At 46.6% G+C, this 24,105-nt stretch carries 18 protein-coding genes; 5 read left to right on the top strand and 13 right to left on the bottom strand.

Annotation, left to right across the window (positions count from 1 at the left end; genetic code table 11):
• The first annotated feature begins 25 nt into the window (after window positions 1-25).
• Both ACT89M_RS10760 and ACT89M_RS10755 read left to right on the top strand, forming a co-directional pair.
• On the top strand, window positions 26-232 hold the full coding sequence (locus ACT89M_RS10760; RefSeq protein WP_090924428.1) for a hypothetical protein: 207 nt from the start codon (window positions 26-28) through the stop codon (window positions 230-232).
• Window positions 233-249: 17 nt separating this feature from the next.
• Window positions 250-1,368, top strand: a complete 1,119-nt coding sequence (locus tag ACT89M_RS10755; RefSeq protein WP_154886450.1) for a GerAB/ArcD/ProY family transporter — start codon at window positions 250-252, stop codon at window positions 1,366-1,368.
• Window positions 1,369-1,381: 13 nt separating this feature from the next.
• Here ACT89M_RS10755 and ACT89M_RS10750 read toward each other — a convergent pair whose 3' ends face one another.
• Complete coding sequence (locus ACT89M_RS10750) at window positions 1,382-1,855, bottom strand: RbsD/FucU family protein (protein ID WP_154886452.1); 474 nt, start codon at window positions 1,853-1,855, stop codon at window positions 1,382-1,384.
• 165 nt (window positions 1,856-2,020) lie between these two features.
• On the opposite strand from ACT89M_RS10750, the gene ACT89M_RS10745 reads away from it, so the two are divergent.
• Both ACT89M_RS10745 and ACT89M_RS10740 read left to right on the top strand, forming a co-directional pair.
• Complete coding sequence (locus ACT89M_RS10745) at window positions 2,021-2,488, top strand: MarR family winged helix-turn-helix transcriptional regulator (RefSeq protein ID WP_487345223.1); 468 nt, start codon at window positions 2,021-2,023, stop codon at window positions 2,486-2,488.
• 29 nt (window positions 2,489-2,517) lie between these two features.
• Complete coding sequence (locus ACT89M_RS10740; RefSeq protein WP_308722052.1) at window positions 2,518-3,864, top strand: MFS transporter; 1,347 nt, start codon at window positions 2,518-2,520, stop codon at window positions 3,862-3,864.
• Between the two features lie 209 nt (window positions 3,865-4,073).
• Here the strand turns inward: ACT89M_RS10740 and bcbE are convergent, their stop codons facing one another.
• From bcbE to yicI, 3 genes are all read right to left on the bottom strand, one after another.
• Window positions 4,074-5,453: a bacillibactin exporter BcbE gene (bcbE, locus tag ACT89M_RS10735; RefSeq protein ID WP_308722053.1), complete on the bottom strand. Its 1,380-nt coding sequence runs from the start codon at window positions 5,451-5,453 to the stop codon at window positions 4,074-4,076.
• 95 nt (window positions 5,454-5,548) lie between these two features.
• Window positions 5,549-6,625: a phosphotransferase family protein gene (locus tag ACT89M_RS10730; protein WP_186809555.1), complete on the bottom strand. Its 1,077-nt coding sequence runs from the start codon at window positions 6,623-6,625 to the stop codon at window positions 5,549-5,551.
• A gap of 117 nt (window positions 6,626-6,742) precedes the next feature.
• Window positions 6,743-9,061 carry an alpha-xylosidase gene (gene yicI / locus ACT89M_RS10725; protein WP_154886460.1) on the bottom strand — a complete coding sequence of 773 codons (2,319 nt, stop codon included), beginning with the start codon at window positions 9,059-9,061 and terminating at the stop codon, window positions 6,743-6,745.
• Window positions 9,062-9,230: 169 nt separating this feature from the next.
• Here yicI and ACT89M_RS10720 point away from each other — a divergent pair, with 169 nt between their 5' ends.
• Window positions 9,231-10,166: a helix-turn-helix domain-containing protein gene (locus ACT89M_RS10720; protein WP_308722054.1), complete on the top strand. Its 936-nt coding sequence runs from the start codon at window positions 9,231-9,233 to the stop codon at window positions 10,164-10,166.
• 144 nt (window positions 10,167-10,310) lie between these two features.
• Here ACT89M_RS10720 and ACT89M_RS10715 read toward each other — a convergent pair whose 3' ends face one another.
• The 9 genes from ACT89M_RS10715 to ACT89M_RS10675 all read right to left on the bottom strand — a co-directional run bounded on the left by ACT89M_RS10715 (window position 10,311) and on the right by ACT89M_RS10675 (window position 24,076).
• Window positions 10,311-11,240, bottom strand: a complete 930-nt coding sequence (locus ACT89M_RS10715; RefSeq protein WP_154886462.1) for a hypothetical protein — start codon at window positions 11,238-11,240, stop codon at window positions 10,311-10,313.
• 413 nt (window positions 11,241-11,653) lie between these two features.
• Entirely contained in the window at window positions 11,654-13,456 is a 1,803-nt protein-coding gene (locus ACT89M_RS10710) for an adenine deaminase (RefSeq protein WP_308722263.1), read from the bottom strand.
• Between the two features lie 386 nt (window positions 13,457-13,842).
• Window positions 13,843-16,218 carry an RNA polymerase recycling motor HelD gene (gene helD / locus ACT89M_RS10705; protein ID WP_154960113.1) on the bottom strand — a complete coding sequence of 792 codons (2,376 nt, stop codon included), beginning with the start codon at window positions 16,216-16,218 and terminating at the stop codon, window positions 13,843-13,845.
• A gap of 271 nt (window positions 16,219-16,489) precedes the next feature.
• Window positions 16,490-16,936, bottom strand: a complete 447-nt coding sequence (locus ACT89M_RS10700) for a pyridoxamine 5'-phosphate oxidase family protein (RefSeq protein ID WP_261771721.1) — start codon at window positions 16,934-16,936, stop codon at window positions 16,490-16,492.
• A 162-nt stretch (window positions 16,937-17,098) separates the two neighbouring features.
• Entirely contained in the window at window positions 17,099-18,166 is a 1,068-nt protein-coding gene (locus ACT89M_RS10695; RefSeq protein WP_090924416.1) for an FUSC family protein, read from the bottom strand.
• 318 nt (window positions 18,167-18,484) lie between these two features.
• Window positions 18,485-19,153: an HD domain-containing protein gene (locus tag ACT89M_RS10690; RefSeq protein WP_154886468.1), complete on the bottom strand. Its 669-nt coding sequence runs from the start codon at window positions 19,151-19,153 to the stop codon at window positions 18,485-18,487.
• The gene (locus tag ACT89M_RS10685; RefSeq protein WP_308722055.1) at window positions 19,153-20,592 is read right to left on the bottom strand and encodes an NAD-dependent malic enzyme; all 1,440 of its coding nucleotides are present in this window, start codon (window positions 20,590-20,592) and stop codon (window positions 19,153-19,155) included. The genes ACT89M_RS10690 and ACT89M_RS10685 overlap by 1 nt, the downstream gene beginning before the upstream one ends.
• A 273-nt stretch (window positions 20,593-20,865) precedes the next feature.
• Window positions 20,866-22,938: a beta-galactosidase gene (locus tag ACT89M_RS10680; RefSeq protein ID WP_308722056.1), complete on the bottom strand. Its 2,073-nt coding sequence runs from the start codon at window positions 22,936-22,938 to the stop codon at window positions 20,866-20,868.
• A 52-nt stretch (window positions 22,939-22,990) separates the two neighbouring features.
• Entirely contained in the window at window positions 22,991-24,076 is a 1,086-nt protein-coding gene (locus tag ACT89M_RS10675; RefSeq protein ID WP_308722057.1) for a glycoside hydrolase family 53 protein, read from the bottom strand.
• Window positions 24,077-24,105 lie beyond the last annotated feature (29 nt).

The following is a 24,105-nucleotide window of genomic DNA, read 5'->3' as shown; positions in this document are numbered from 1 at the left end:
GGCTCTTTCAAGGAGGTTTGATCTTGTGTTTGCTGTCTTGCTCTTCGCGGGCCTATATTTACTGGATTGGCCTGCTGTTAAAACGAGTAAAAAATCCATAAAACGATCCTATTTTGCCGTACTTACGCTGTTCCTCGCTTGGAACACACTGGCATTGATCTGGCCGACCTGGCCCAATCCCAATCAGGTACTGTTGCTGTTATTCGGATGGGTTGACCATCTCATGTTATAAAGAAAGGGGAAACAGCCGTGAATCACCTTACCTCCGGACAGGCATACCGTTTTATGTTTGTGTACCTGTACTCCGAGCCTGTGGCTTTTCTTCTGCAGCGATTGTTCAAAATGAGCGGATATCAAGGCTGGATTTCAACCATTGGTGGGTTCCTGATTAGTTTGATCCTTCTGATGTTCACGTATCGTTTGGGCTCGCTCTACCCTGACCGAGCTTGGCTCTCCTATGGTGAAGAAGTGGTCGGCAAAATGATACATCGTTTTTTCACCAGTTTAATCGCGCTGTTATGTCTGTATCTGCTCTCCATTGATGTGGAGAACTTCATTATCTTTTTGCAATCGATGTACTTGCCCCAGACACCGATCTGGCTAACGTCCTCCATTACCCTTCTGTGTATTTGTTTGACAGCACGTTCAGGACTGGTAGCGATCGTTTTTATATCTGAGGGCATATTTCTGGTTCAGCTTCTCACCTCATCCTTGTTAATGCCCTCTGTGGGAGGCGGAGGTAACCCGGAAATCTTGATAGCTATGGCAACTCATCATGACTGGTCCGAAATTTTTATGGGCTCTATCTCCACTATGCCGTGGTTCTCTGAATGGATGCTGTTTCTATTCCTTGCTCCTGCTGTCGCATTCAGGCGTCCCATGTTTACAAGCATGGTGTGGGCAGGGTGCACTGTTGTCATCTTTATTCTGTTCTTCTGGGTCTTTATCCTGATGAATTTCGGTCCTTATGTGGCAGCGAGTCTAAGGTATCCTTTACTGGAATTGGTCCGTTTTGCACGATACGGTGATTTTCTGGACAACCTTGATCCTGTTCTGATCGCCATCTGGTCAACAACGATGTTTACACGCAGCTCCTTTCTGTTATACGTCTCCTCGGTCTGTCTATCCAGCATCAGCGGTGTACGGCAACACAAGTCCCTTACGTTTATTATTGCAGGGACGGCTGCCGTCATTGTGATGCAATATGCCAGAGATGCAGCTGCCTACGAGCTTGCAATCCGTTCCTACGCCATACCGGCTTTCACCCTGCTTGTGGAATCCATGCCCATCGTATATGTCGCCGTCTACTGGCTCCGATCAGGCAAACGTAAAAAAACGACGAAAGCCTCGCCAGCTCCGTCGCCCTAAACGCATATGGATTTTAATAGGTTTCTGAATTCAGCCGCTCTTGAACATGTCCTGGTTCAGGGAAAATAACTCCCTTTTTCAAAATGAGGTTTGCATACTGAGCACGTTCACCCGTTGCCACAATGACATAAGCTTTGGCGGCACGATCATAAAAATCAAAACGATCCTCGTATTCGAGTGCTTCGCTCATATCCTCGTATTCCTCGATTAACCGCCGATAATCTTCCCAGATGATCGGAATGACCGGATCACCTTTAACCACCTGCATGACAGCGGCTGGTCGCTCTACATAGGTGTCTAGCGGAAATAGCTGTAATATAGCTTCCAATAGCTGCACAGTGCCTATGCCATCACAACGTACTAAACGTTCAGCATGACTGGCAGCAGGGAAGTTCGCATCCGTTAGCACAAGTTCATCCCCATGTCCCATTTCGGACATCAATTTAAGTAACTCTGGCGGAAGAATCGCAGGAATATTTTTCAGCATTATTAAACGCTCCTTACATAACAAATTTTTTATTACTTTGGAAGCCGTTTCATCCCTATTCTAGCAGGATTTTTAACGTTTTGCATCGATGTGCTCCGCTCCTGCGGCACTACCATTTCCTTTGACAAAATTACTTGTTCCACATATAGTTGTTATAACAACTATATGAATTTTAGAGACATTTTCTACGGAAGCGAGGTTCATCAATTCATGGATTATTCTTTGGAGCAGTCCGTCGGATTTATGCTCGGACTCACCCACCGCAAAACATCTGCCCTTCTAGCGGCACAATTTAAACCCTACGATATTACCACAGAGCAATTTTCTGTGCTTTTTAATGTGGTACGTAAGGAAGGCGTTAATCAGAAAGAAATGGCAGGGTTTGTGTTCAAAGACCAGCCCACCACCGCACGGATTATCGATTTACTGGAGAAAAAAGGCTGGGTCGAGCGCCGCACGAGCGACCAGGACCGTAGAGCCTATCTGCTGTATCCTACCAAAGATGGCAAAGCATTAATTGATGTGCTTGTTCCAATTGAAAGAGAAATGAATAAAAAACTTGCTGAAGGTATACCGGAAGACCAGATGGAAGCATTTAAACATACTCTTTCCCTCATTAATCACAATCTGTAACTATTACAACTCAGGGGGAATGTTTCACCATGAAAGAACAATCTGCACCTGTCCGATTATGGACGACCGATTTTATTTTGCTCATGCTGTGTAATTTTCTATTATTTCTGCAGCTACACATGATCGTTTCACCATTACCTTCCTATGTACAGGATCGATTCCATGCCAATGCATTTCAAGTCAGCCTGTTCACCTGCCTGTTTGCATTAAGTGCCATCGTAGCACGACTCTTTTCTGCGAAAGCGCTTGAGAAAGGTTTTCGTAATGCGATGATCTATATTGGCTTGTCTGTAGCCCTGCTTGCTACGCTCGGCTATTATTTTGCTGCGGGTATCGCTGTTCTGCTTCTGCTCCGCATGGTGTTTGGGGTTGGATTCGGGCTCAGCAGCACTGCATTTCCAACCATGGCATCTGATATTGTACCCGTCAAACGAATGGGCGAAGGCATGGGTTACTTTGGATTGTCCACCAGTCTGGCGATGTCCATGGGGCCGATTATCGGTGTCACTTTGCTACAAGGAGCTGGGTTTGTCACCCTTATGCTCAGTACAGCCGGAGTGATTGCTGTGATCTATCCACTCAGTTACAGCCTGACACGTAAAAAAATAGCCAAGAAAAAGACTACGCAGGCTATTTCGATGCAATCGTCACATCAAGAGCAAGCTACTCGCGATGTTGCATCTGTTTCAGGAGCAAAACCGAGTTCTAAAGAAAAGGCTCCGTTTAACCGAAAACTGATCCTTCCAAGTGTGCTGAACGGTTTGCTGTCTATTACCTACGGCGGATTGGTTGGATTTATCGTTTTGTATGGCAAAGAAGCGCATCTCGCTAACCCAGCGCTGTTTTTCCTGTTTAATGCACTGGCTGTTCTACTCGTCAGACCGTTCGCCGGTCGAATTTACGACAGTAAGGGTCCTAAAGCTTTATTGATTCCTGGGGCAATATGTATCGCACTTGGACTTGTCACGCTTTCCTGGGCAACGACGATGCCCATCTTGTTTGTCGCTGCTTTTATCTATGGTATTGGATATGGCTCTATGCAATCATCCATACAGACCTGGATGATTCAAGTCGTCGCCCCTGCTCAAAGGGGGATGGCGAACGGGATGTTTTTGAACACACTTGATTTTGGTATTGCTACGGGTGCAATTCTGCTTGGCGCTATCGCTTCCTTGACAAGTTATACGGAAATGTACCGCTACTCTGTTTTATTTATGGCATTGTTCCTGCTGATCTATCTGATTCAGGGTAAACGAAGTGGCAGTTTCCAGATCGAAACACATCCGCTGTTATCCCATACACATATCACGGCAACGGATAGCGCTGCTTCACATGATACGAGTGATGTGCAAGTAGCACCTGATAAAAGAAACTAATAGATAATTACGTTTTCCTTCATAATATGTATTTACTGAGGCCTTACCTTAACATGGGTGTTCATAAAAATATCCACACTGACAATATCACCTGTGACGTATTCAGTACAAAAAACGCGTTTACATCTGGCAAGCAGCTACGCTGCTTTCTGAGACGTAAACGCGTTTTCAGGTTTCCCTTTAAAGTAAGGGAGTATTCCATCCACCCGTCAGTAAGGACTTTTTTTGCGGCGCAGTGGCGAAGGTCTGTATCCTTGGTCGGTTTCACTTTCTTGCACACGCCTTTTGCGTAGCTTGTCTTGACCGTCTTGCTTCTCTTTATTACCGTGCTTGTCTTCTTCGTCCTGCTTCTCCTGATCATCTTGCTTCTCATCACTCCCAGAAGTAGGCTCGCCTTTTTTCTCTGGTTTAACCGCCAGTAATGTGAGCAGACCTCCGACAGCACCTGACGCAGCCAGAATGCCAAAAAGCAAAAAATGGTGAGAACCGATCAACAAAGAAACAATGGGTGGACCGAGCGATACGCCGATAAAACGCATGCTGCTGAACAGGGCTGTAATGGTACCACGTTGCTTTTTGTCTACACCTTCTGTAATCAACGTGTCGAGGCATGGCAGTGCAGCACCAATACCCGCACTCCCTAGGGTGAACAATCCCACCACAACGTAAATATTATCGAACATGCCGATGATCCCCAGCGATACCGTTACCAAGGCTAGTCCGGCAAAACCGAGCCATTTCATGCGTGATTTATTTTTACCAATCCACTTGCCTGCGAAAAACGAAGCCAGACATAACGAAGCCAAAGGGATGGCCAAAACCAGTCCTTTGACTACACCTTTGAGCGCAAACTCACTCTCCAGCGTCTCAGAAAGATAATATAGGACGCCAAAAATAAGAAACATACAAATTCCACCGATCGCAAACAAAGCGTACAACCAGCGTCCCTTTACTTTGAGAACGTCACGGATAGAAGCAACAAATTCCGAAAATGTAGGCGGTTTTTCCTTCCTCTTCGGTGTTTTCACCAAAAATACTACGAGCACAAGTGAAATGAGGCATAGTACTGGAATCGCTAAAAACGGCGAATACCACAACCACACCGCCAGCGCAGCACCTAGAATCGGACTAAGCACTTTGCCAAAGGTGTTTGAAGTTTCAATAATACCCAGACTTTTGCTAACCTCATCTTCATTCTTGAACATATCTCCAACAAGAGGGATGACAATCGGAAATGCGCCTGCTGCACCCACTCCCTGCAAAAACCTTCCCCCAAGAATCGTCCAATAGGCGATATTACCGCTCATGAACCATGCGGCAATCCCGGCCACAGCACCTCCGGCTGCTGCAATGACAAGACTGGGAATAATCACGGCTTTCCTGCCGAATCGATCCGATAAATATCCTGCCAATGGAATGAGCAAGATGGCCACTACAGCATATACCGTTATTAGCATACTGACCTTGAATGAAGATACCTTCAATTCCCGTTCAATCTGTGGCAAAATCGGTATAAGCATGGAGTTCCCCAGTGTCATAATAACAGGGATGGAAGCAAGTGCGACAAGGTCCCACTTTTTATCAGACATACCCTAACCACCTTCGCAGATTCTACACACAACAGCGTTATTGTTGGTTAATCCGGGGGCGATTATTCAGCATATGTCAAAATGGATAGGTTCCATTAGCGGAATTGTTCGATCTTCCACTTTTCCAACAAATCCAACGTACGCTCCTCAAATATTCGGCCATCTTCCGGTTGGTCTACCTGATGCTGATGAACGTAGGCGTTAAAGTATGAGGACAATAGACGATACGCAAGCCGGCGTGCTTGCCCTTCTGGTGAGGATTCAAGGGAACGGCCGTAACCTGCGTGAAATGCGGCAGAATCCGTGTTGAGGATGGCCTCGTATTCCCGATCGGCGAACATCGAGCGATCTCCGTCAATAACAGCGGCAATGCTCATTCCCCCTTGTTTACCGTGCACGAGCACATTTGCTGCCCATAGGTCATTATGGACAAGCACAGGTTGTTTAATTTGATCAAAAAGAGCTTTATTTTGCTTGAAGATTGCCGTAATCTTTTCGCCTATGCCAGGCATAAACCCTACTAGGGCCGCTTTTTTGCTTGTTTCATCTGCGATAGCTATCAAGACCTCAGACCAGTGATCCGATCCACGAATCGTGCCATCCGCCTGAGGCCAACCGAATAATGCTCCTTCGATCCGATGCATGGTGGCTGTGTACATGCCTAATTGGGTATACAAATGATTTTTATCTTTCTCTTCGATAGACGCATGATCAAGCTGCACGCTTGGGATAAACGCCATAAACATATAGGTTCGCGGAACATCCTGAGCGCTGTCATCACAAGCCAGTACTTCCGGTGCAGGAATACCTGCCTTACGGTAATGCTCATAGACGACAGGTTCCGAGGCCATCATTGTGCGTTCAAATGAAAATAAAGGATCACACTCGGTTATCGGCTTACGATTTTCGTTCGTCAGTTGCAGTGGTTGTACACCCTCCGGTGCAAGGCGCAAAATGACGTCCGTAATCGCCGTATGCTCCAGTTGGATGCGATACGTCGTGTTAAACAGACCACCCTGCAGCAGTCCGTACTGTTTTACGACAACGTGATCTCCAAAATGTCGATGTACCAGTGCATGCAAAACTTCTGCTGATATTGGGCTATGTAAGCCCGAATGTTGGTGTTGGTTCTGATTTGCATGCTGTTGGTTATCTGAGTGTTGGTGTGCCATATTGTATTGCCTCCCTCTTTCCGTTCTCTCCTTGAAGGAACTATGCATTTATTTCGTATAAATAAACGAACAGACGGCGCCTTCAGGCACCGTCCCTTTATGGTCTATTCTAACATGTTACAGCTCAATTGTAAGTTTGCTTGCACCTGCTGATACCGTTACGATGATGCCTTGCTCGCCAGCTTCTTGTGATCCGCCATCCACGTTGGATACGGAATCAATGCCCCGAAGCACGATTTTCCATGGCTTGCCTGCACCTTCAGCACGAACTTCCAGCTTCGAACCGTTACGTGTGGCGGTCACTTGCAACTCACACTCAGCACTTTGATTTACAACAACCGCTTGCGCTGTCTGCCCGTCGGCAAGTTCAAACAAATGCAATGATACGTTGTCCGCAAAATCGTAATCCGGCTTGCTGTCTATCGCACCTACCGCGATCAAACTGTTCGGTCTGATCATCATTGGCAGTGTTTTGAAGTCATGATTTTCACTGATCCAGCGCCCACCTTGAACTTTTACCCCTGTCAGATAATTGGTCCATGTACCTTCTGGCAGGTAATAACGAACGTTACCTTCTTTGTTGAAGATCGGTGCAACCAGGATAGAATCTCCGAACATGTACTGTAAGTCAAGTGTCGCACAAGTCGGATCATCTGGATATTCCAGCACCATCGCCCGCATCATTGGCAATCCTTGCACAGAGGACTCTACCGCGGAATTAAACAGGTACGGCATCAGACTAAGCTTCAGCTTCGTAAAGTCACGCACAACATCGACAGCCTCTTCATCGAACAACCAAGGCACACGATACGATTCGTTACCGTGCAGGCGGCTGTGTGAAGAGAGTAACCCGAACTGTACCCAACGTTTGTATACATCAGGCTCGGCTGTCGCTTCAAAACCGCTAATGTCATGGCTCCAGAAGCCAAACCCGGAAAGACCGAGCGACAATCCACCGCGCAGTGATTCTGCCATGGACGAATAGTTGGACGAGCAATCGCCACCCCAGTGTACGGGGAATTGTTGACCACCTACGGTTGCTGAGCGGGCAAACAGAGCGGCTTCGTTTTTACCCAGGTTTTCTTCAAGTACATCAAATACCGCTTTGTTGTATAAGAAGGTATAATAGTTGTGCATTTTCACCGGATCGGAACCGTCATAATACACAACATCGGTCGGAATTCTTTCGCCAAAGTCGGTCTTGAAGCAGTCCACGCCCTGGTCAATCAAACCTTTCAGCTTGTCTTTGTACCATGCAGTTGCCTCTGGGTTCGTGAAGTCCACCAGCCCCATGCCCGCCTGCCATTTATCCCACTGCCATACACTGCCATCGGCTGTCTTGACAAGATAACCTTTTTCCATACCTTCATCGAACAGAATGGATTTCTCGGCAATATACGGGTTAATCCACGCACAGATTTTGAGTCCCTTGTCCTTCAACCGTCTCAACATGCCTTCCGGATCAGGGAACATATCTTTGTCCCATTCAAAATCACACCATTGATATTCCTTCATCCAGAAGCAGTCGAAGTGGAATACGGATAGTGGCAGATCACGATCAGCCATGCCATCAACAAAATGATTAACGGTCGCTTCATCATAATCTGTCGTAAACGATGTTGTTAGCCACAAACCAAATGTCCATGCCGGCGGCAGAGCCGGTTTACCTGTGAGCTTAGTGTAGTTATCCAGCACCTCTTTCGGATTAGCACCGCCGATAATGAAATATTCCAGCGTCTCACCCTGAACACTGAACTGCACTTTCGATACATTCTCGGAAGCGATCTCGTAGGATACCTTCTCAGGATGATTGACGAATACACCGTATCCTTTGTTCGACAGATAAAACGGAATGTTCTTGTACGCCTGTTCACTGCTTGTACCGCCATCCTCATTCCAGATATCCACAACCTGGCCATTTTTCACAAACGGGGTGAATCGTTCACCAAGGCCATAGACATACTCGCCCACACCCAGCTCCAGTTGTTCCCGGAAGAACGTACCTTCTGATGCTGACTCAATGTACGCCGGGCCTCTCCAGCCGCTTCCTGTCAGGCGTTTTTCATTATAATGGAAGCCGATATCCCAGCCTTTTGTTTTGTTCACGGTTACACGAAGATTTCCGCTTTTCAGCTCTGCACCGTTCTCATCCTGGGCAATTTGCACATCGGTATTCAGCGTGTTCAGTGCAAACTCGGGACCTGGATTAACTTTGCCCTTATGGTGGTTCAATTGCACACGAATAACATCAGGCATCGGGGAGCTGTAGGTTGCTTTGAGCAACGTTCCGTTCAGTGTATCGCCTTTGCGCTCAATGCGTTTCGTTGCTGCATATACAGTAAAGGAATCACCCTTTTGTACAATATCTCGAATATCCGCCGGATTTTGAACATGATATCCATCACGGATCTGCCAGTAGCCATCGGTAAATTTCATCTTGGATTACCTCCTTCAGTTATACTATAATGATATTGATATTAATGACGATTTTCTTCTTGGATTTTGATCATTTATATCAGTATTTTGATATTTCAAACGTAATTCTGACGAATTCCTATAATAATTTGCAAACGATTACATCTATTTATATGCATAAGGAGGTTTCATGATGGAACGCGAGCATTTACGGGAAGATCGAATCCACGGCAATGCCATGTATCCGGTCAGTGTGTACCCCGATATTCAGCAATTAAATGGGGACAGCATTCTCGATTGCCATTGGCATGATGAGATGGAGTTTACGATGGTGACGCAAGGCTCTGCTGTGTTTCAAATTGACATGAACCGGGTTGAGGTGAAGGCCGGAGAGGCTGTTTTTATTCATCGAGGTGAGATTCATGCAGGATATCTGATGGGCGATGAGCCTTGTATATTTTCTTCCATTGTGTTTCATTCGGATCTGCTCGGTAGTCATACGTTTGATGCGGTGCAGGAGAAGTTTATCGGACCTATTTTGCGAAAAAGTATACAGCTCCCCTATCACATCACAGCTGATGAAGCTTGGGGTTCAGAAGTTCTGGCCTATCTGAAACGCATCTTCGCAGATCACGCGAGCGGGACAGACACCTGTGAGATATCCACGAAAGCCTATCTCTATCTCATGCTTGCTCGCATGTTTGAACAGCGGAAGGTGCTTCCGCTCAAAAGCGCAGTTAACGGGGGCACACCGGATAAGATGGAGCGTCTAAAATTAGTGCTCAGTTACATTCATAAGCATTATCCTGAACCGCTGAAGCTGAAAGACCTGGCGGATGAAGCCAATATGAGCGAGGGACATTTCTGTCGTTTTTTCAAAAAGTTGGTGCAGAAGAGCCCTGTCGATTACATCAATTATTATCGGGTTCAGCAGGCCTGCGCACAGCTGGAGAATACGGATCATAAGATTGTTGATATCGCTATGGATGTTGGATTTGAGCATTTGAGTTATTTCATTACTACCTTTAAGAAACACAAGAACACAACCCCTTCTCAGTATCGTAAAATATTTTCCGAAAATATGACACTGGTGCCTGTTACGTTTACAGAGACTTTGCTGGTTTAAAAAAGGAATGAATCACATCGGGCGGTTACCATTGATGAGTTTTTGATAGAATATATGTTTACAAGGTCAACAAAAAGGTGCCTTCAGCACGTAAGCTGCAAGCACCTTTTATTTACGTTAACCTCTATGGTTTGGTGGGTTGCTCTACTTTCTTAACGTCTTCCATGAAGAATACTCATGTACAGAAAAACCATTAAAGGAAGTGTGGACACTCGCCATTTTCTCTACCAGCTTCAACTGTTCTTCCATGTAGGCGTCTCCCTCTTCGTAAAAGGTAATGAAGTCGCCTTCCTTGCTTTGCTTCGTTTCCACCGCAATCGATATTTTCTTACCTACAGAAGCCGCATCGATAAGTTCATCCTTTGCCACATTGTAGATAGCAGCAGCTGTATCCCGATAAGCCATAATCGTAATGGAATCAAATTTGCGGATCATCCAGCTGCTTACCGCCATCGTTGAACCCGGAATTTTGTAATTGTCCAGCCAGAACGGCAGATCAGCGGCCACAGGCATTTTCATACGCGCAGCACGGTCTATAATATAATTCACATTTCCCTGCCACTGCGTAATGACGCTGGCTTGATTGATCTTCCACTGCGGATGCACATGAGGTTCAATGTCCAGATGAATCCCTGCAAATTTCTCGTTAGCCAGTGCCTGTGCTTGATAAGCTTCAATCCAGTCCATAAAGGAAGCTATCTGTTCCCTGCTTTCAGTCAGTCCCCAAGCGGAACGTCCGTCCATGATATCCACAGCGATATTTTGAGCCCGTGCAAGACGGATAAAGTTCTTATATTCAGGGATTTTAATGTCCCGGTTCATCTGCAGATAGATCGTATTAATGTTGTTGGCCTTCGCAAAACTTAAAATATCCTGCGCATTATTTCGGATTTGAGTCGTATCCCACACCCACGTCCCCCGCACAGGCCGATCCAGCTTGCCATGTATTGTGGCATAACTGTCTACCGGTTCTACCGAACCTACCGCATCCACTCGGGTAGAACAGGCTGTGCTTAAACACAGTACCAGACAACTCATAAGCAAAATAAAACGAAATTCTTTTTTGATTTTCATATTTGTACACTCCCTTGAAGTTATGGCAGCTCTTACGTATAAATCCGGGTAAAAGGATGTCGTTTAAGATTCATTTTTCGCACGATTACGGAAGTACGATGAATTCAAACTGCTTTTATACGCAACATCACCTTTAAGACTCACGACGAAAGAATCATATAACTTATTTCGGGAATTCACAGTTCTGAATATATAGTCCAAAAGTCACAAAATTTAATGTTATATGTAAAAAATCAGAATTTCAATTACGACTTCAGTCTATATTTCCTTTTAATACTTCGATTCTGTAGACCCAGGAAGCGTTTTCTTCTCCAAAACAAAAAACCGCCCGAAGGCGGCGAGGCTTGCAATGAAACATCGATATTTATTACTCGATATACTCTCATTTGATGCTTTACCTTTGCTTTATCTGCTTAATCCACATTCATTTCATCAAACAAAGAGACCCGTTCAATGCCCTCTGCAGAGATGCGTACCAGTCCGATGTCAGACAAACGCAGTTCAGGAATAACCACCAGCGCGAGCAGCGATAAGGTCATAAACGCATTGTTCAACGTACATCCTGCCGATTGCAGTGCTTCACTGATTGCTGCCGATTGTTCCGCTACCACTTCGAAGGGCTCCACCGACATCAGTCCCGCGATTCGAAGAGGAAACTCGGTTACACCCGCATCTGTTACAACAGCTACACCACCCTGCATACGAATGACACGATTACCGGACTCTGCCATAAGTGCATCATCGTTTCCGATGATTAACAGATTGTGGCTGTCATGGGCTACCGTCATGGCTATAGCTGCTGGCGAAGTGAACCCGATCCCGCCGACCAATGCCACTGCGCGATTTCCCGTTTGTTTATGGCGTTCCAGCACGGCAATTTTGCATACCTCACCAGCAGCAGGCAGAACCACCTTGCCGCCTTGCACATTCACTTGCACATGCTTCTGCTTCGTTTCCACATGATTTTCCGTCACATGGATGATGCGTGCGCCTATAGTTCCCTCCACAACAGGTGCAGACAGTTCCAGATCCTGCGGCTGGATGTTTGCTTCCAGCTTCACCGTATTGAGCGCTTCCTCTGGATAAGTGAACGTGTCCCACACGGCTGTCATTTTACCGTTCTCGGCTACGACTTGCCCTGCAGCAATCGTTGTGCCTACACGTACATCCGCAAGGCGTCCATCTAACAAAATAATATCGGCAATGTTACCCGGAATCACCGCTCCGATATCACGCGCCACACCAAAACGTTCTGCCGTATTAATCGTAGCCATCTGGAATGCTGTTACCGGCTTCACGCCCTGAGAAATGGCAAGTCGAACGACAAAGTCCATATGACCCTCTTTCAGCAAAGATTCCGAGCTGCGATCATCCGTTACCAGCATCATTCGCCGAGTATCGAGTCCAAGCTCCGTACATGCTTTAATCGTCTCCGCGACATCATGCCATGCAGAACCCTGCCGCATCTTCGCATACATCCCCAGCCGCAAGCGCTCCACTACATCTTCTTTCTTAACACACTCATGATCTCCTGTCACACCGCTCGCCGCATAAGCAGGCAGACGCCAGTCGTCCGAGGCCCAAGTAAAATGTCCATCAGCCACTTTGCCAGCGCGCAGAGTCGCCTGAATCTCCCCAATCATGGTCTCATCCCCGTACACCACTCCCGGGAAGTTCATCACTTCACCAAGGCCGATCATGTCCGGTCCCCATGATAGTGCCTCTGCTACCTCTTCCGGCCCAATATAAGCTCCTGTAGTCTCCAGCCCTGGGTGAGTTGAAGGTACACATGAAGCTACTTGCATGTAAGCCGCCATGGGAGTAGTACGTGCTTCATCCAGCATGAGCCGCAGTCCTTTAAGCCCAAGCACATTGGAAATTTCATGCGGATCAAAGAATCCACCTGTCGTACCGGAAGGCAGTACAGCTCTTGCGAACTCCGATACTTTCATCTGTGTGCTCTCAATATGGCAATGACCGTCTAATAGTCCCGGAGCAATATACTTTCCATCTGCCTCAATAATGCGGGTATGTTCTCCGATCGTATGGCTTACATCTCTGCCAACATACGCAATTCGTGCCCCTTGCACAGCGACAGACATATCCGGCAAGATTTCCCCTGATATCACGTTAACCAAAGTACCGCCCCGAATCACCAAAGTTGCCTTCTTATCTCCTCGGGCTGTAGCGACCAGATCCGGTACACAATCGGCCATCAGCGGCCGCTCAAAAGCTGTTGTTTTCAAATTACCTGCCTCCTTCGTTAGATTCCCTGTTCCGTTGCCTGCTCTTAAAATTAAAGTATTTGTTACTCATACAATGAATTTTTTTCCCCATCATCATGCAACGCTCGAAAAAATAGATTGTTACGATTATATGAGCCTGAGCTTCGTGTGTAAAGAAAAATTACATCTATTGAATACATGCACAAGGAGATTCACCTTATTTATCAATAACAACTAAGATATGTCTGCTCATGTCACTATTGTTGGCAACTTTCTCTTCATAGCATACACAAAAAAGGCCAACCAGAACATGTCTGGCTGACCTCATCTTGCAAGAGTATTCACCCCAACATATCGCTCGGAGATTAGTGCTCTTTTTACTCCACACGAGTTGCAGGGATATCTTTCATCTCGTACCACTCTTCTGACTGTGAGGTGATAAATGGACTTGGTTTTCCTAAAGAGTATACATGCAGTAAATGCATTGCCCGGGTACAGGCAGTATAGAATAGCTTACGTTCCTGCTCACGGGAATAGGCATCAGCGGAGCCATTATAGATTAAGACTGCGTCAAACTCCACACCTTTCGCCAAATAAGCAGGAATCACATGAACGCCCTGTTCAAAAGCCAGCGTTGTTTTTTTGATCAGCTTAGGGGCAGTATTCAGCTTTTGACTTAGTAGGTTGTGTACTTCCTGGCTCTCTTCTGCCGTCTTGCAGATGACCGCTACGGATTCATACCCCTCCTGCATCAGATGATGAAGATCTGCCGTAATTTGCTGCACATGCTGCTTTGGATCAGAAGTCACGATGACTTTAGGTTTCTCTCCATTTCGGTTAAACGGGATGATCTCCTCCCCACCAGGAACCATGCCGCGTGTAAATTCCACTATTTCCATCGTAGAGCGGTAACTGCGTGTCAGCACAATAACCTCCGTGTTCTCTGGCCCGTATAAGTCACTTAATGGTCCAGTGCCGCTGAGTACGGATGAATGGGCGTAAATAGCCTGGTTAAAGTCACCCAGAGCCGTAATTTTCGCGTGTGGAAAGAGTCTTTTCATAAATGCGAGCTGAAAGGCAGAATAATCCTGAGCTTCATCAATAATGACATGGCGGATGTTCGAATTAATATGGAATCCTAGCAACAGTTCGCGCAAATACAGGTACGGCGTAATGTCCTCATAAGCCAACTCCTGGATCTTTAATCTGCGTAACGTCATGGTCGAGATTTCTTCCCAGTGGACAGGCAAAGGTTCCCTGTCAAGCAGACGAACCATCTGCGCCTGATCCTCGAACAGGTTTGCATACAACTGACGGACATCCACAAAACGCAGTGATTTGATCCATTTACGCAAAGGCTTCAGTCGGTCACTGACCACCATTCTCGCCAGAATCTCTCTTTCTTGCTGAAAATCATCAAACGTATGTGATTTCCCCTTTTGTTTACGTTTCAAGCGTTGGTAAGCGCGCTGCAAATCTTCCGCTTCCATTAGATCAAGCTGCTGATCAACCCACGGTGCACCTAGTTCACCTTTACCAAACGTCGAAAGTTCCTTAAGCAACCAATCGCGTAATAGTTCCAGGCGGCTAACAAGTTTGACAGACGAACCGAAGCTGTAAAATTTCGCTGCCATCGCTTCCGCATCGACAATCGCCTTACCCTGAAAACGAACTGGCTTGAATTTCATGCCTCCGGTTAACATGCTTTCTTTATAACGTGTAATGACTTTCAAAAATGATGCAGAGGACTTGAATCGTATGCTAGACATTCGTGCATCGTAACCAGGCTCCTCCGTTCCTGTCAGCACATATTCCAGCTGGATGAATGGGTCTTCAAGCTGATATTCCCGTCCCAAACGGCGTTCCAGATACTCCTGAAACGTCGTCTGCAACATATTCTCTTCCCCAAGCTCTGGAAGTACCGTAGATACATAACTGTTAAACATCGGGTTCGGTGAAAAAAGAACCATCTGATCTGCTTGCAAATGCTCGCGGTATTTATAGAGAAGATAAGCGACTCGCTGGAGAGCGGCAGAGGTTTTGCCACTTCCTGCTGCGCCCTGAACAATCAGCATACGCGTCCGGTCATTACGAATGATCCGGTTCTGTTCCTTCTGGATCGTTGCCACAATGCTCTTCATCTGTGCATCAGACGTTCGGCTCAGCACAGCCTGAAGCAACTGATCTCCGATCGTTACCCCTGTATCAAACATGAAACGGATACGCCCATCCCGAATGACGAATTGACGTTTCATTTCTATCTCTCCACTAATCTCGCCGCTTGGGGTACGGTAAGAGATCGGTCCAGGCGCACCATCATAATACAGGTTGGAGATCGGTGCACGCCAGTCGTAGATCAGGAAGGACTCCTCTTTCTCGTCCAGCAGGGATGCAATGCCCAGATAGATACGTTCCGATTCCGGATATCCATCCTCCTTGAAATCAATTCGTCCGAAATAAGGTGAATGATGCAGTCGTTTCATTTTATCCAAAGCCGCAGCTGTATTCAGATGACTTCGTTCACGATCGGACAAAACCTGCGATTGTTGCCGCATACTCGTTGACGTCTCCCCGACATCATCGGCTTCACTAAAGTTCATTGTGACTTCATCCCAGAAATCCTTACGCATCCCGACCACTTCGTCACGGAAGGAGCCTACCTCTTCTTCCAATGTAGCGATTTTGCGCTCAATCTGATCAGTCACGGTATTCACCCGCTCCTGTTCCTGGTTCCACTGTTGCTCATTACTCATATGTTATGCGCCTCTCTTTCCCCGGATTGTGTCTTCGAATATCCATTTGACAAGCCCGAAAAGGCAATGGTATAATTATTAGAAAGTAAATATTTTAACTTTATGTTAATTAATTCTAATTTTCTGAAAACCATTTTATATTGTACCAGTGACAACGTCCCGATGCAAGCGGAGACGTTATTTGTTATTTTTGCTTGTGGTCTTGTCGCTTTGTTCATTGATCTAGGAGCTTTACCGCGTCACACAGTATTACCCACATGTGCCTGTCCCTCTACTTCCTCAAGTCCTCAATGGTTGCATTCCAGCGTGCTAATGCCCCCGTTTGATCTTTTAATTGAAACGTAATACCAGACGTAATTTCTGCATATGGTGCCTGATCGATCCGAATATGAAGGATGTTACACTCATACCGATCTCGCGGGTGAATCGTGTCCCCGAGTTCAGGAAGTAAACGGACTTCAAGCCGAATATGCAATATACGCTGACCATGCACTGCAATTAACGTAGCCTTACCCGTTTCCATCATATTCATACTCGTTTGTGTCCCTTGCCAGAGCGCCAACCGAAGGCAATCAGGGCTTATAGCGATAACTTCTCCCATGCTGATCATCGCCAGATGAGGCCATTGTCCACCAGTGACGGTTAATAACTGTATCGCTTCATGCTGTTTGCTCTCCAGATCGCTTCCGCCTAACCATTCCAAGAGTTCTCCATCCAACTGCCTGATCTCCATTTCTACCCCTCAGTTCATTCATAATGGTTACCATTGATTCCTATCGATTTTCAGCGATTCAGGTCACTTGCATTCACCGATAGAACAAACAACCCGGACGCTACTGTCCGGGCTTTATATTGCCTATATTGTATCTTATTTTGCCATCTAAGGCCATTTCAGCCAGTTTAGCATGTGGTCATGCGACTCTTTATCTTCACTTGAAGTGCGCACATGGTCCGCAAGTCGATTCAACCGCTCCAGCTGATATCCGTAATCGTATATCGCTGCAGCCACAATAGATAACCTTAACATGCCGTCCTTATCGACATCAAACTGGGTAATGGCCTGTTCCATGAAATGATCATTCTCGGTTACAAACAGTGCGGCCTCTTCGCCATTTGGTTTGAGTTTGTCTTCAAATTTGAGCAAGGCATGCTCATGAAATTTAATAACCCGTTCGAGATGAGTATCAAAAAACAAATCCATTTCCGGTGTTCGCTGTGCCTGAAAGTAATGGCGTTCTACCGAATCCAGTACATCATATCCTTTTTGCAAACTTAACAGCATTTGTTTATATACAACCATCTGACGGGTTTCACTGAATTTGGCACGTTTCATCTTCTTCTGCTCTTCTTCAAACAAATGATACTTGTCAGATAAAGACTTGATCGATCCGCCTAGATTACTTTTCTCTTCCCGAAAAACAACCTCTTTGATCTCATCGGAGATCGATGTACGAAGTAGCAGTGACATCCCATTAAACACACTCTGAATCTGCTTCACAAACTGCACCTTCGGTTTAGGAGGAAACACCGAGATATTAATCAGGAAGGCGGATATAATGCCCACAAGGGTTAACAAGAAGCGATTCAGCGCAAAGTGCCAATCTCCTGAAGCTTCCATAATCGATACCACCGTGACCAGTGTTAGCCCAACCGTTTCACCCATATTTAATTTAAGACAGATCATAATAACCAGCACAATAATCAAGCCCACGGCAATGGGCTCGTTGGACAGCACCATCCCACCCAGTAGCGCTACAATTGCGCCCAGCGTGGTCGTCTGCAACTGATCAAGGAAATATTTCCATGAACGATAGATGGAAGGTTGCATGGCAAATATCGCTGCGATCGCGGCAGGCACAGGAGATTGCGGGTTCAAGAACAAACTGCTCAGATATAAAGCCAGCGTGACCGCTATACCTGTCTTAAGTACACGTGCTCCAAATGACATGGCATCTCCCTCCTCTTTCCCGACCTGTTCGTTTACGTTTGATGATAATCATGTTCATTATTACCCCATATTTCTTATTTTGCCCGAATGAGTTCAGGAGAACGATTTATTGTACCATGAGAGCTTATGGCTTTGCATCTTCATTCTCATAAGTCTTAGACACGATTTCAAATAAGTAAATTATTTATATCGCCACTACGAAGACAGAAGAAGCTTCCTTCCCGTTTCTTTTGTCCTGAACCTTGGTTATGTAAGGGTTAATCTAAGAAAGAAAGTCACCACTTAGCCTTTAAAGACCTATGGTGACCTTCTATACATTTATACGTCCGTGCCTTCCCATTCCTGCTTGAACTGCTCCACAAACTGCACCATATACTCATGACGCCGCTGCGCCAGTTCCTTGCCGTAGGATGTATTCATCAGATCTTTAAGCTTGAATAACTTTTCGTAAAAATGATTGATCGTCGTGCTGCGCCCATTGCGATATTCCTCACGGGTCATCTGTTCCCGAGGCGGTAAGGATGGATCATACATTTCACGCCCACGGGCTCCTGAAAAGGCAAACGTACGGGCAATTCCAATCGCCCCCAGCGCATCAAGCCGGTCTGCGTCCTGCACCACTTGTGCTTCCAACGATTCGACTGCAGCCCCTTGCCCACCCGCATAGGATATCGTACTGATTATGTTTACTACCACTTCCCGTGTGGAAGGCTCTAGTAGTGGCTGGTTGTCCAGCCAAGTGTTCAGCTTTGCCATACCGGCCTCCAAGCTGTCATTGAGCTTCTCATCCGGTACATCATGCAATAGTGCAGCCAGCTCGCATACAAACGGATCTGCACCCATGTGCCGTGCTAGCCTGACCGCCAGGGCAGTGACACGCTGAATATGTGTCCAGTCATGTCCGTCGGAATGTTTGGAAGCCTCATCTTGCACAAAGATACGAGCCGCTTCCAAAATGCTTTCATTAGTGGATGAATCTAATGTCATCAGGATTCTCCGCCTTCACGTGCTTGTTCACGCGGGACACGTCTCGCCACACCTGTCTTGATTGCAGCTTCAATAACACGATTGCGCATCGATTTGACAATCTTATCATTAAATACACTTGGGATAATGTAATAACGTGTACGCTCTTCATCTGAGATGGACGAGGCGATCGCTTGAGCAGCAGCCAGTTTCATCTCTTCATTAATTTCCGTCGCCCGGCAATCGAGAACAGCTCTGAACATACCTGGGAAACAAAGCACGTTGTTAATCTGGTTCGGATAATCCGAACGTCCGGTTGCCATGACCGCAACAATATCTTCAACCAAAGCCGGCATAACCTCAGGTACCGGGTTCGCCATGGCAAATACGATAGGATTGTCCGCCATTGTCTGCACATCTTCACGTGTCAATAGATTACCGCGGGACAATCCAATAAATACGTCGGCATCACAGATAACTTCGCGGAGGGAACCTGTCTCCAGATCGGGATTGGTACGTGCCGCATATTCCGTCCATACATCATTATCATAGGAATTCGTACGTACGATCGCTCCGTCGCGATCCACACCGATCAGCCGCCTCGCTCCTGCAGATAATAAGATATTACTGCAAGCTACACCCGCAGCTCCGATGCCACACACGACAATTTTCACCTCGTCGATAGACTTGCCAACCAGTTTGAGCGCATTGATCAGACCTGCATACAATACAACGGCTGTACCATGCTGATCATCATGAAATACCGGAATATCAAGCTCTTCATTTAACCGACGTTCGATCTCGAAACAGCGCGGAGAAGAAATATCCTCAAGGTTAATGCCGCCAAATGCAGGTGATATCGCTTTCACAGTGCGAATGATCTCTTCGGTATCCTGTGTATCCAGGCAGATCGGGAACGCATCCACACCTGCGAATTGTTTGAACAGCATCGCCTTACCTTCCATTACCGGCATGGCTGCACGCGGGCCAATATTACCAAGTCCAAGCACTGCACTACCATCAGAAACCACCGCTACGGTATTCCGTTTAATCGTTAATGAAAAAGCTTTGCCGGGCTCTTCTGATATAGCCGAACATACCCGAGCCACATCCGGTGTGTACACACGGGACAGATCTTCCCGGTTGTGAATCGGTGTCTTCGGTGTAACTTCAATCTTGCCGCCCAGATGCAGCAGGAATGTACGATCTGATACGTTAACGATGGACACGCCTTTAAGCTGGCGTACTGCTTCTATAATTTTGCTGTTATCCTGTGAATCGGTGACCGCGACAGTCAAGTCGCGCACACTGACATCCTGATTGGTCGAAATGACGTCGATGGCAATAATGTCTCCTCCAGCTTCCGAGATGGCCGAGGCCACTTCGCCAAACTTGATATCTTTCGTTGTCATTTCCAGCCGTATAATAATGCTGTTGCCGTCCAGATTTCTCTGATTCATTTCAATTCCTCCCAGACAATGAAAGTCTTAAGTTGACAAGTTACGTGTTTGTCTTCGCTACGTGGACACGATTATCCTTTATCTTGTCCAAAAAAAGCCCTCAAGTCCCATAAGAGACAAAATAAAATGGATTGTCCTGGCACCTGTTTGAAGGCTCAAGACAATCCATTTTAATATCTCTCTAGGTGTAACATTCGTTCATTTATCGGAGTGCATTCCTAAGGCTCATGTTTCCGATAAACTCCAATGCCCTATTCATATCTCCCGTTAAACTTACTTACGATTCGCCGCTCTGCGCAATACACGAATGTCGTATGGCTGTAAGTCCAGACTTGATTCAACCGCTTCTCCGCTAAGTACATCTGTATACGACGGACCGTCCAACTGAACCTGTTTCTCGTGCTCGGTGTAGTTCTGAATGAACACATAATCGGAATTACCGTCGGTACGAACATGTGCAGTAGTCCCTGCAGCCAAGTCTGATTTCAGACCACGCTCCAGATCCAGTTCAGCAATCAGCTTGCCGTAAAAGTCATCATAGAACGGCGCTTTCATCCGTGCAGCCATATAATAAGCTTTCCCTGAACCAAGCTCGTTCACGGTCAAAGCTGGACGGCCAGCGTAGAAATCAGAACGATATACCGCAAGTGACCTCGCACCTTCTAGATGGATCAGATCGCAAAGCTCAATTGCATCATACTCCGAAGTGAGTCCCAATTCATTCCCCTGCGCTGGAATAATTCCATTGAGTTCACGATCATGCAATCCGTCGATCTCTTCTGACCAGATGCCGAGCGTTTTACGAAGCGGTCCCGGGAATCCACCCAGGAAACACAGATCATTCTCGTTTACAATGCCAGACCAGTAGGTTGCCACAAATGTACCGCCCTGCTCTACAAACTTCTCGATCCGTTCGCCTACTCCTTCACGAACGAGGTAAAGCATCGGCGCCACTAACACTTTGTACTTGGATAGATCAGCTTCCATATCGATGACATCAACCGCTACGCCCTTTTTCCAGAACGCTTCGTAGTGAGCTTCTACTGTCTGCTCGTATTTCACCCCGATGTTGCGTGGACCTTGGGAGTCATTGACAGCCCAGCGGTTCTCCCAATCAAAGATAATCGCAACTTCAGCAGGAACCGTAGTTCCTACAATATCCTCCATGCTCTGCAGTGCTGTACCTACATCGGTCACATCCTGAAACACACGGGTATGCTCTGTGCCTACATGGTCTACTACCGCACCGTGTAACTTCTCGCTTGATCCGCGGCTTTTTCTCCACTGGAAGTACTGAACACTATCTGATCCATGAGCTACCGCCTGTAAGGAGGACAACAGGTGCATGCCAGGACGCTTCAGCTTGCTTACATCCTGCCAGTTCGTAGAACTAGGCGTGCTCTCCATGAGCAGGAAAGGCTGTCCGCCTTTGATTGAACGAACAATATCATGCATCATCGCAATCCGGGATGCCTGTTTCGCATCGTCCTCTGCATCATGCCATGTCGGATAACTGTCCCAAGAGAGGAAATCCAGAATATTTGCGAACTTCCAATAGTTCAAACCGCCGTAAAATTCCATCAGATTCGTCGTTACCGGCAAGTTTGGATTTTTTGCCTTAAGCGGCTTCGTTTCGTGTACGATGAAATCCGCTGTCTGATCCGTTACGAAACGACGCCAGTCCAGATTCATCGCATGAACCTGAGTTTCGCCGTGTGGTGCCGGAGACTCGACTTGACTCCAATCCGTTACCGTATGGCTCCAAAATGTTGTCCACCACGCGTGATTCAATTCATCTAGTGTTTTGTACTTGTTTTGAACCCATCCGCGGAAGGCTTGCTGACAATAGTCACAGTGACAATCCCCACCAAACTCATTTGAAATATGCCAGCCGATGACAGCCGGGTGATCCGAGTAACGTTCCGCCAGCTTGCTGTTCATCGCCGTTACTTTTTCCCGGTACACCGGAGAGGTATAACAGTGGTTATGGCGGAAACCATGCAGATTACGAACCCGATTTTCCGAGACACGCAACACTTCAGGATATTTTGCCGACATCCAGGCCGGTCTGGCACCGCTTGGTGTTGCGAGGAACGCATAGATCCCGTTCGCGGCAAAACGGTCCAGCACCTGATCCAGCCATTCAAACGTATACACGCCTTCTTCCGGCTCTAGGGATACCCAGGAGAAAATACCGATGGACATCACATTACACTTCGCCAGTTTCATTAAACGAATGTCCTCTTCAAGTACCTCTGGATAACGAAGCCACTGCTCCGGGTTGTAATCAGCACCATGAAGCATGTGCGGGGCTTTGGAACTTACGGGTGGAAATTTGTACGTCATTTATGAAAACTCCCTTGCTGTTGAATTACGATAATTTACCTATGCATATCTTTTAAACAAAAGTTGTAACATTCAATTCTTGCGCCGCAGTTAATGCTTTAAATGATTCAAGCTTGCGCCCTTTAAAATCAAACATCGTCAGATTACCCCAGTTGTTCGGGTGCCCCACAGACCATTCTTCTTTACTCGGAATCCACGCAGGCTCCCAATAATAGAATCCATGGCCCAGACCGCCGGGAACATCACGAATAATCTGTAACATATCCTTCAGATATCGGGTTTGTCCTTCTACCGTTGCAGGATAACCTGGCAGTAGCATGTCTTCCTGATTCATGATCCATTCGATGCCTTCTGGCTGTTCCAACGTCCACGGGTATGCCGTTTCAACCACGTTGATTGGTTTGCCGTAGCGTTTGGCCAGATCATTCAAGTTATCACGCAACGCGTCCAGTGTTCCATGCCACCAAGGATAATAAGACAGACCGATGACATCAAACTCTACACCTAACGCCTCGAAACGATCGTAGAACTTACGGCTTTCGGCATTGTCGCCACCGCGGTCAATATGAATCATGATTTGAATGGAGGGATCAACGGATTTAACCGCTGCAATACCATACTTCACAAGCCCTGCAAAACGTTGCCACTGTTCGTCTGTATCATGCTCTTCACCACCGACACGTCCATCATCCCATAGCATGCCTGGCGTAATTTCATTACCAACCTGAACCATATCCGGCAAGGCATCGTGTTCTTTCAATGTGCGAAGCACATCCGCCGTATATGTGCATACAGCCAGTTTAAGCTGTTCGTAGGACAGGTTCTCCCATGCTTTCGGTTTCCACTGATTTGCCGGATCGGCCCAGCGGTCAGAATAATGGAAATCGAGCAGAAACTGTAATCCCTGTGCCTTGATTCGTTTGGCTACTTCTACCGTGCGCTCCAGATTACAGTATCCGCCGATGGGATCATTCCAGATGCGAAGACGGATCGCATTCGCATCATTCAGTTTGAGAATGGTCAGCAAATCTTCCTCTTTGCCATCCACATCACAATATGTTCCCCCATGCTGTTCGATCTCGTCCATAAATGACACATCCATGCCGAGAACAAATGGTTGATTGGTTGATGAATTCAAAATATCAGCCTCCAGTGATTAGGGATTGA

The organism is Paenibacillus sp. NN59 (genome assembly GCF_057597225.1).
Note: the sequence above shows the minus strand (reverse complement) of the source record. Positions and strands in the feature narration are given on the sequence as shown.

Coding starts and splice junctions, on each gene's coding strand:
- ACT89M_RS10750 (WP_154886452.1), bottom strand. CDS start 1,855: ATGCTGAAAAATATTCCTGCGATTCTTCCGCCAGAGTTACTTAAATTG.
- ACT89M_RS10745 (WP_487345223.1), top strand. CDS start 2,021: ATGAATTTTAGAGACATTTTCTACGGAAGCGAGGTTCATCAATTCATG.
- ACT89M_RS10740 (WP_308722052.1), top strand. CDS start 2,518: ATGAAAGAACAATCTGCACCTGTCCGATTATGGACGACCGATTTTATT.
- bcbE (WP_308722053.1), bottom strand. CDS start 5,453: ATGTCTGATAAAAAGTGGGACCTTGTCGCACTTGCTTCCATCCCTGTT.
- ACT89M_RS10730 (WP_186809555.1), bottom strand. CDS start 6,625: ATGGCACACCAACACTCAGATAACCAACAGCATGCAAATCAGAACCAA.
- yicI (WP_154886460.1), bottom strand. CDS start 9,061: ATGAAATTTACCGATGGCTACTGGCAGATCCGTGATGGATATCATGTT.
- ACT89M_RS10720 (WP_308722054.1), top strand. CDS start 9,231: ATGATGGAACGCGAGCATTTACGGGAAGATCGAATCCACGGCAATGCC.
- ACT89M_RS10715 (WP_154886462.1), bottom strand. CDS start 11,240: ATGAAAATCAAAAAAGAATTTCGTTTTATTTTGCTTATGAGTTGTCTG.
- ACT89M_RS10710 (WP_308722263.1), bottom strand. CDS start 13,456: ATGGCCGATTGTGTACCGGATCTGGTCGCTACAGCCCGAGGAGATAAG.
- helD (WP_154960113.1), bottom strand. CDS start 16,218: ATGAGTAATGAGCAACAGTGGAACCAGGAACAGGAGCGGGTGAATACC.
- ACT89M_RS10695 (WP_090924416.1), bottom strand. CDS start 18,166: ATGTCATTTGGAGCACGTGTACTTAAGACAGGTATAGCGGTCACGCTG.
- ACT89M_RS10690 (WP_154886468.1), bottom strand. CDS start 19,153: ATGACATTAGATTCATCCACTAATGAAAGCATTTTGGAAGCGGCTCGT.
- ACT89M_RS10685 (WP_308722055.1), bottom strand. CDS start 20,592: ATGAATCAGAGAAATCTGGACGGCAACAGCATTATTATACGGCTGGAA.
- ACT89M_RS10680 (WP_308722056.1), bottom strand. CDS start 22,938: ATGACGTACAAATTTCCACCCGTAAGTTCCAAAGCCCCGCACATGCTT.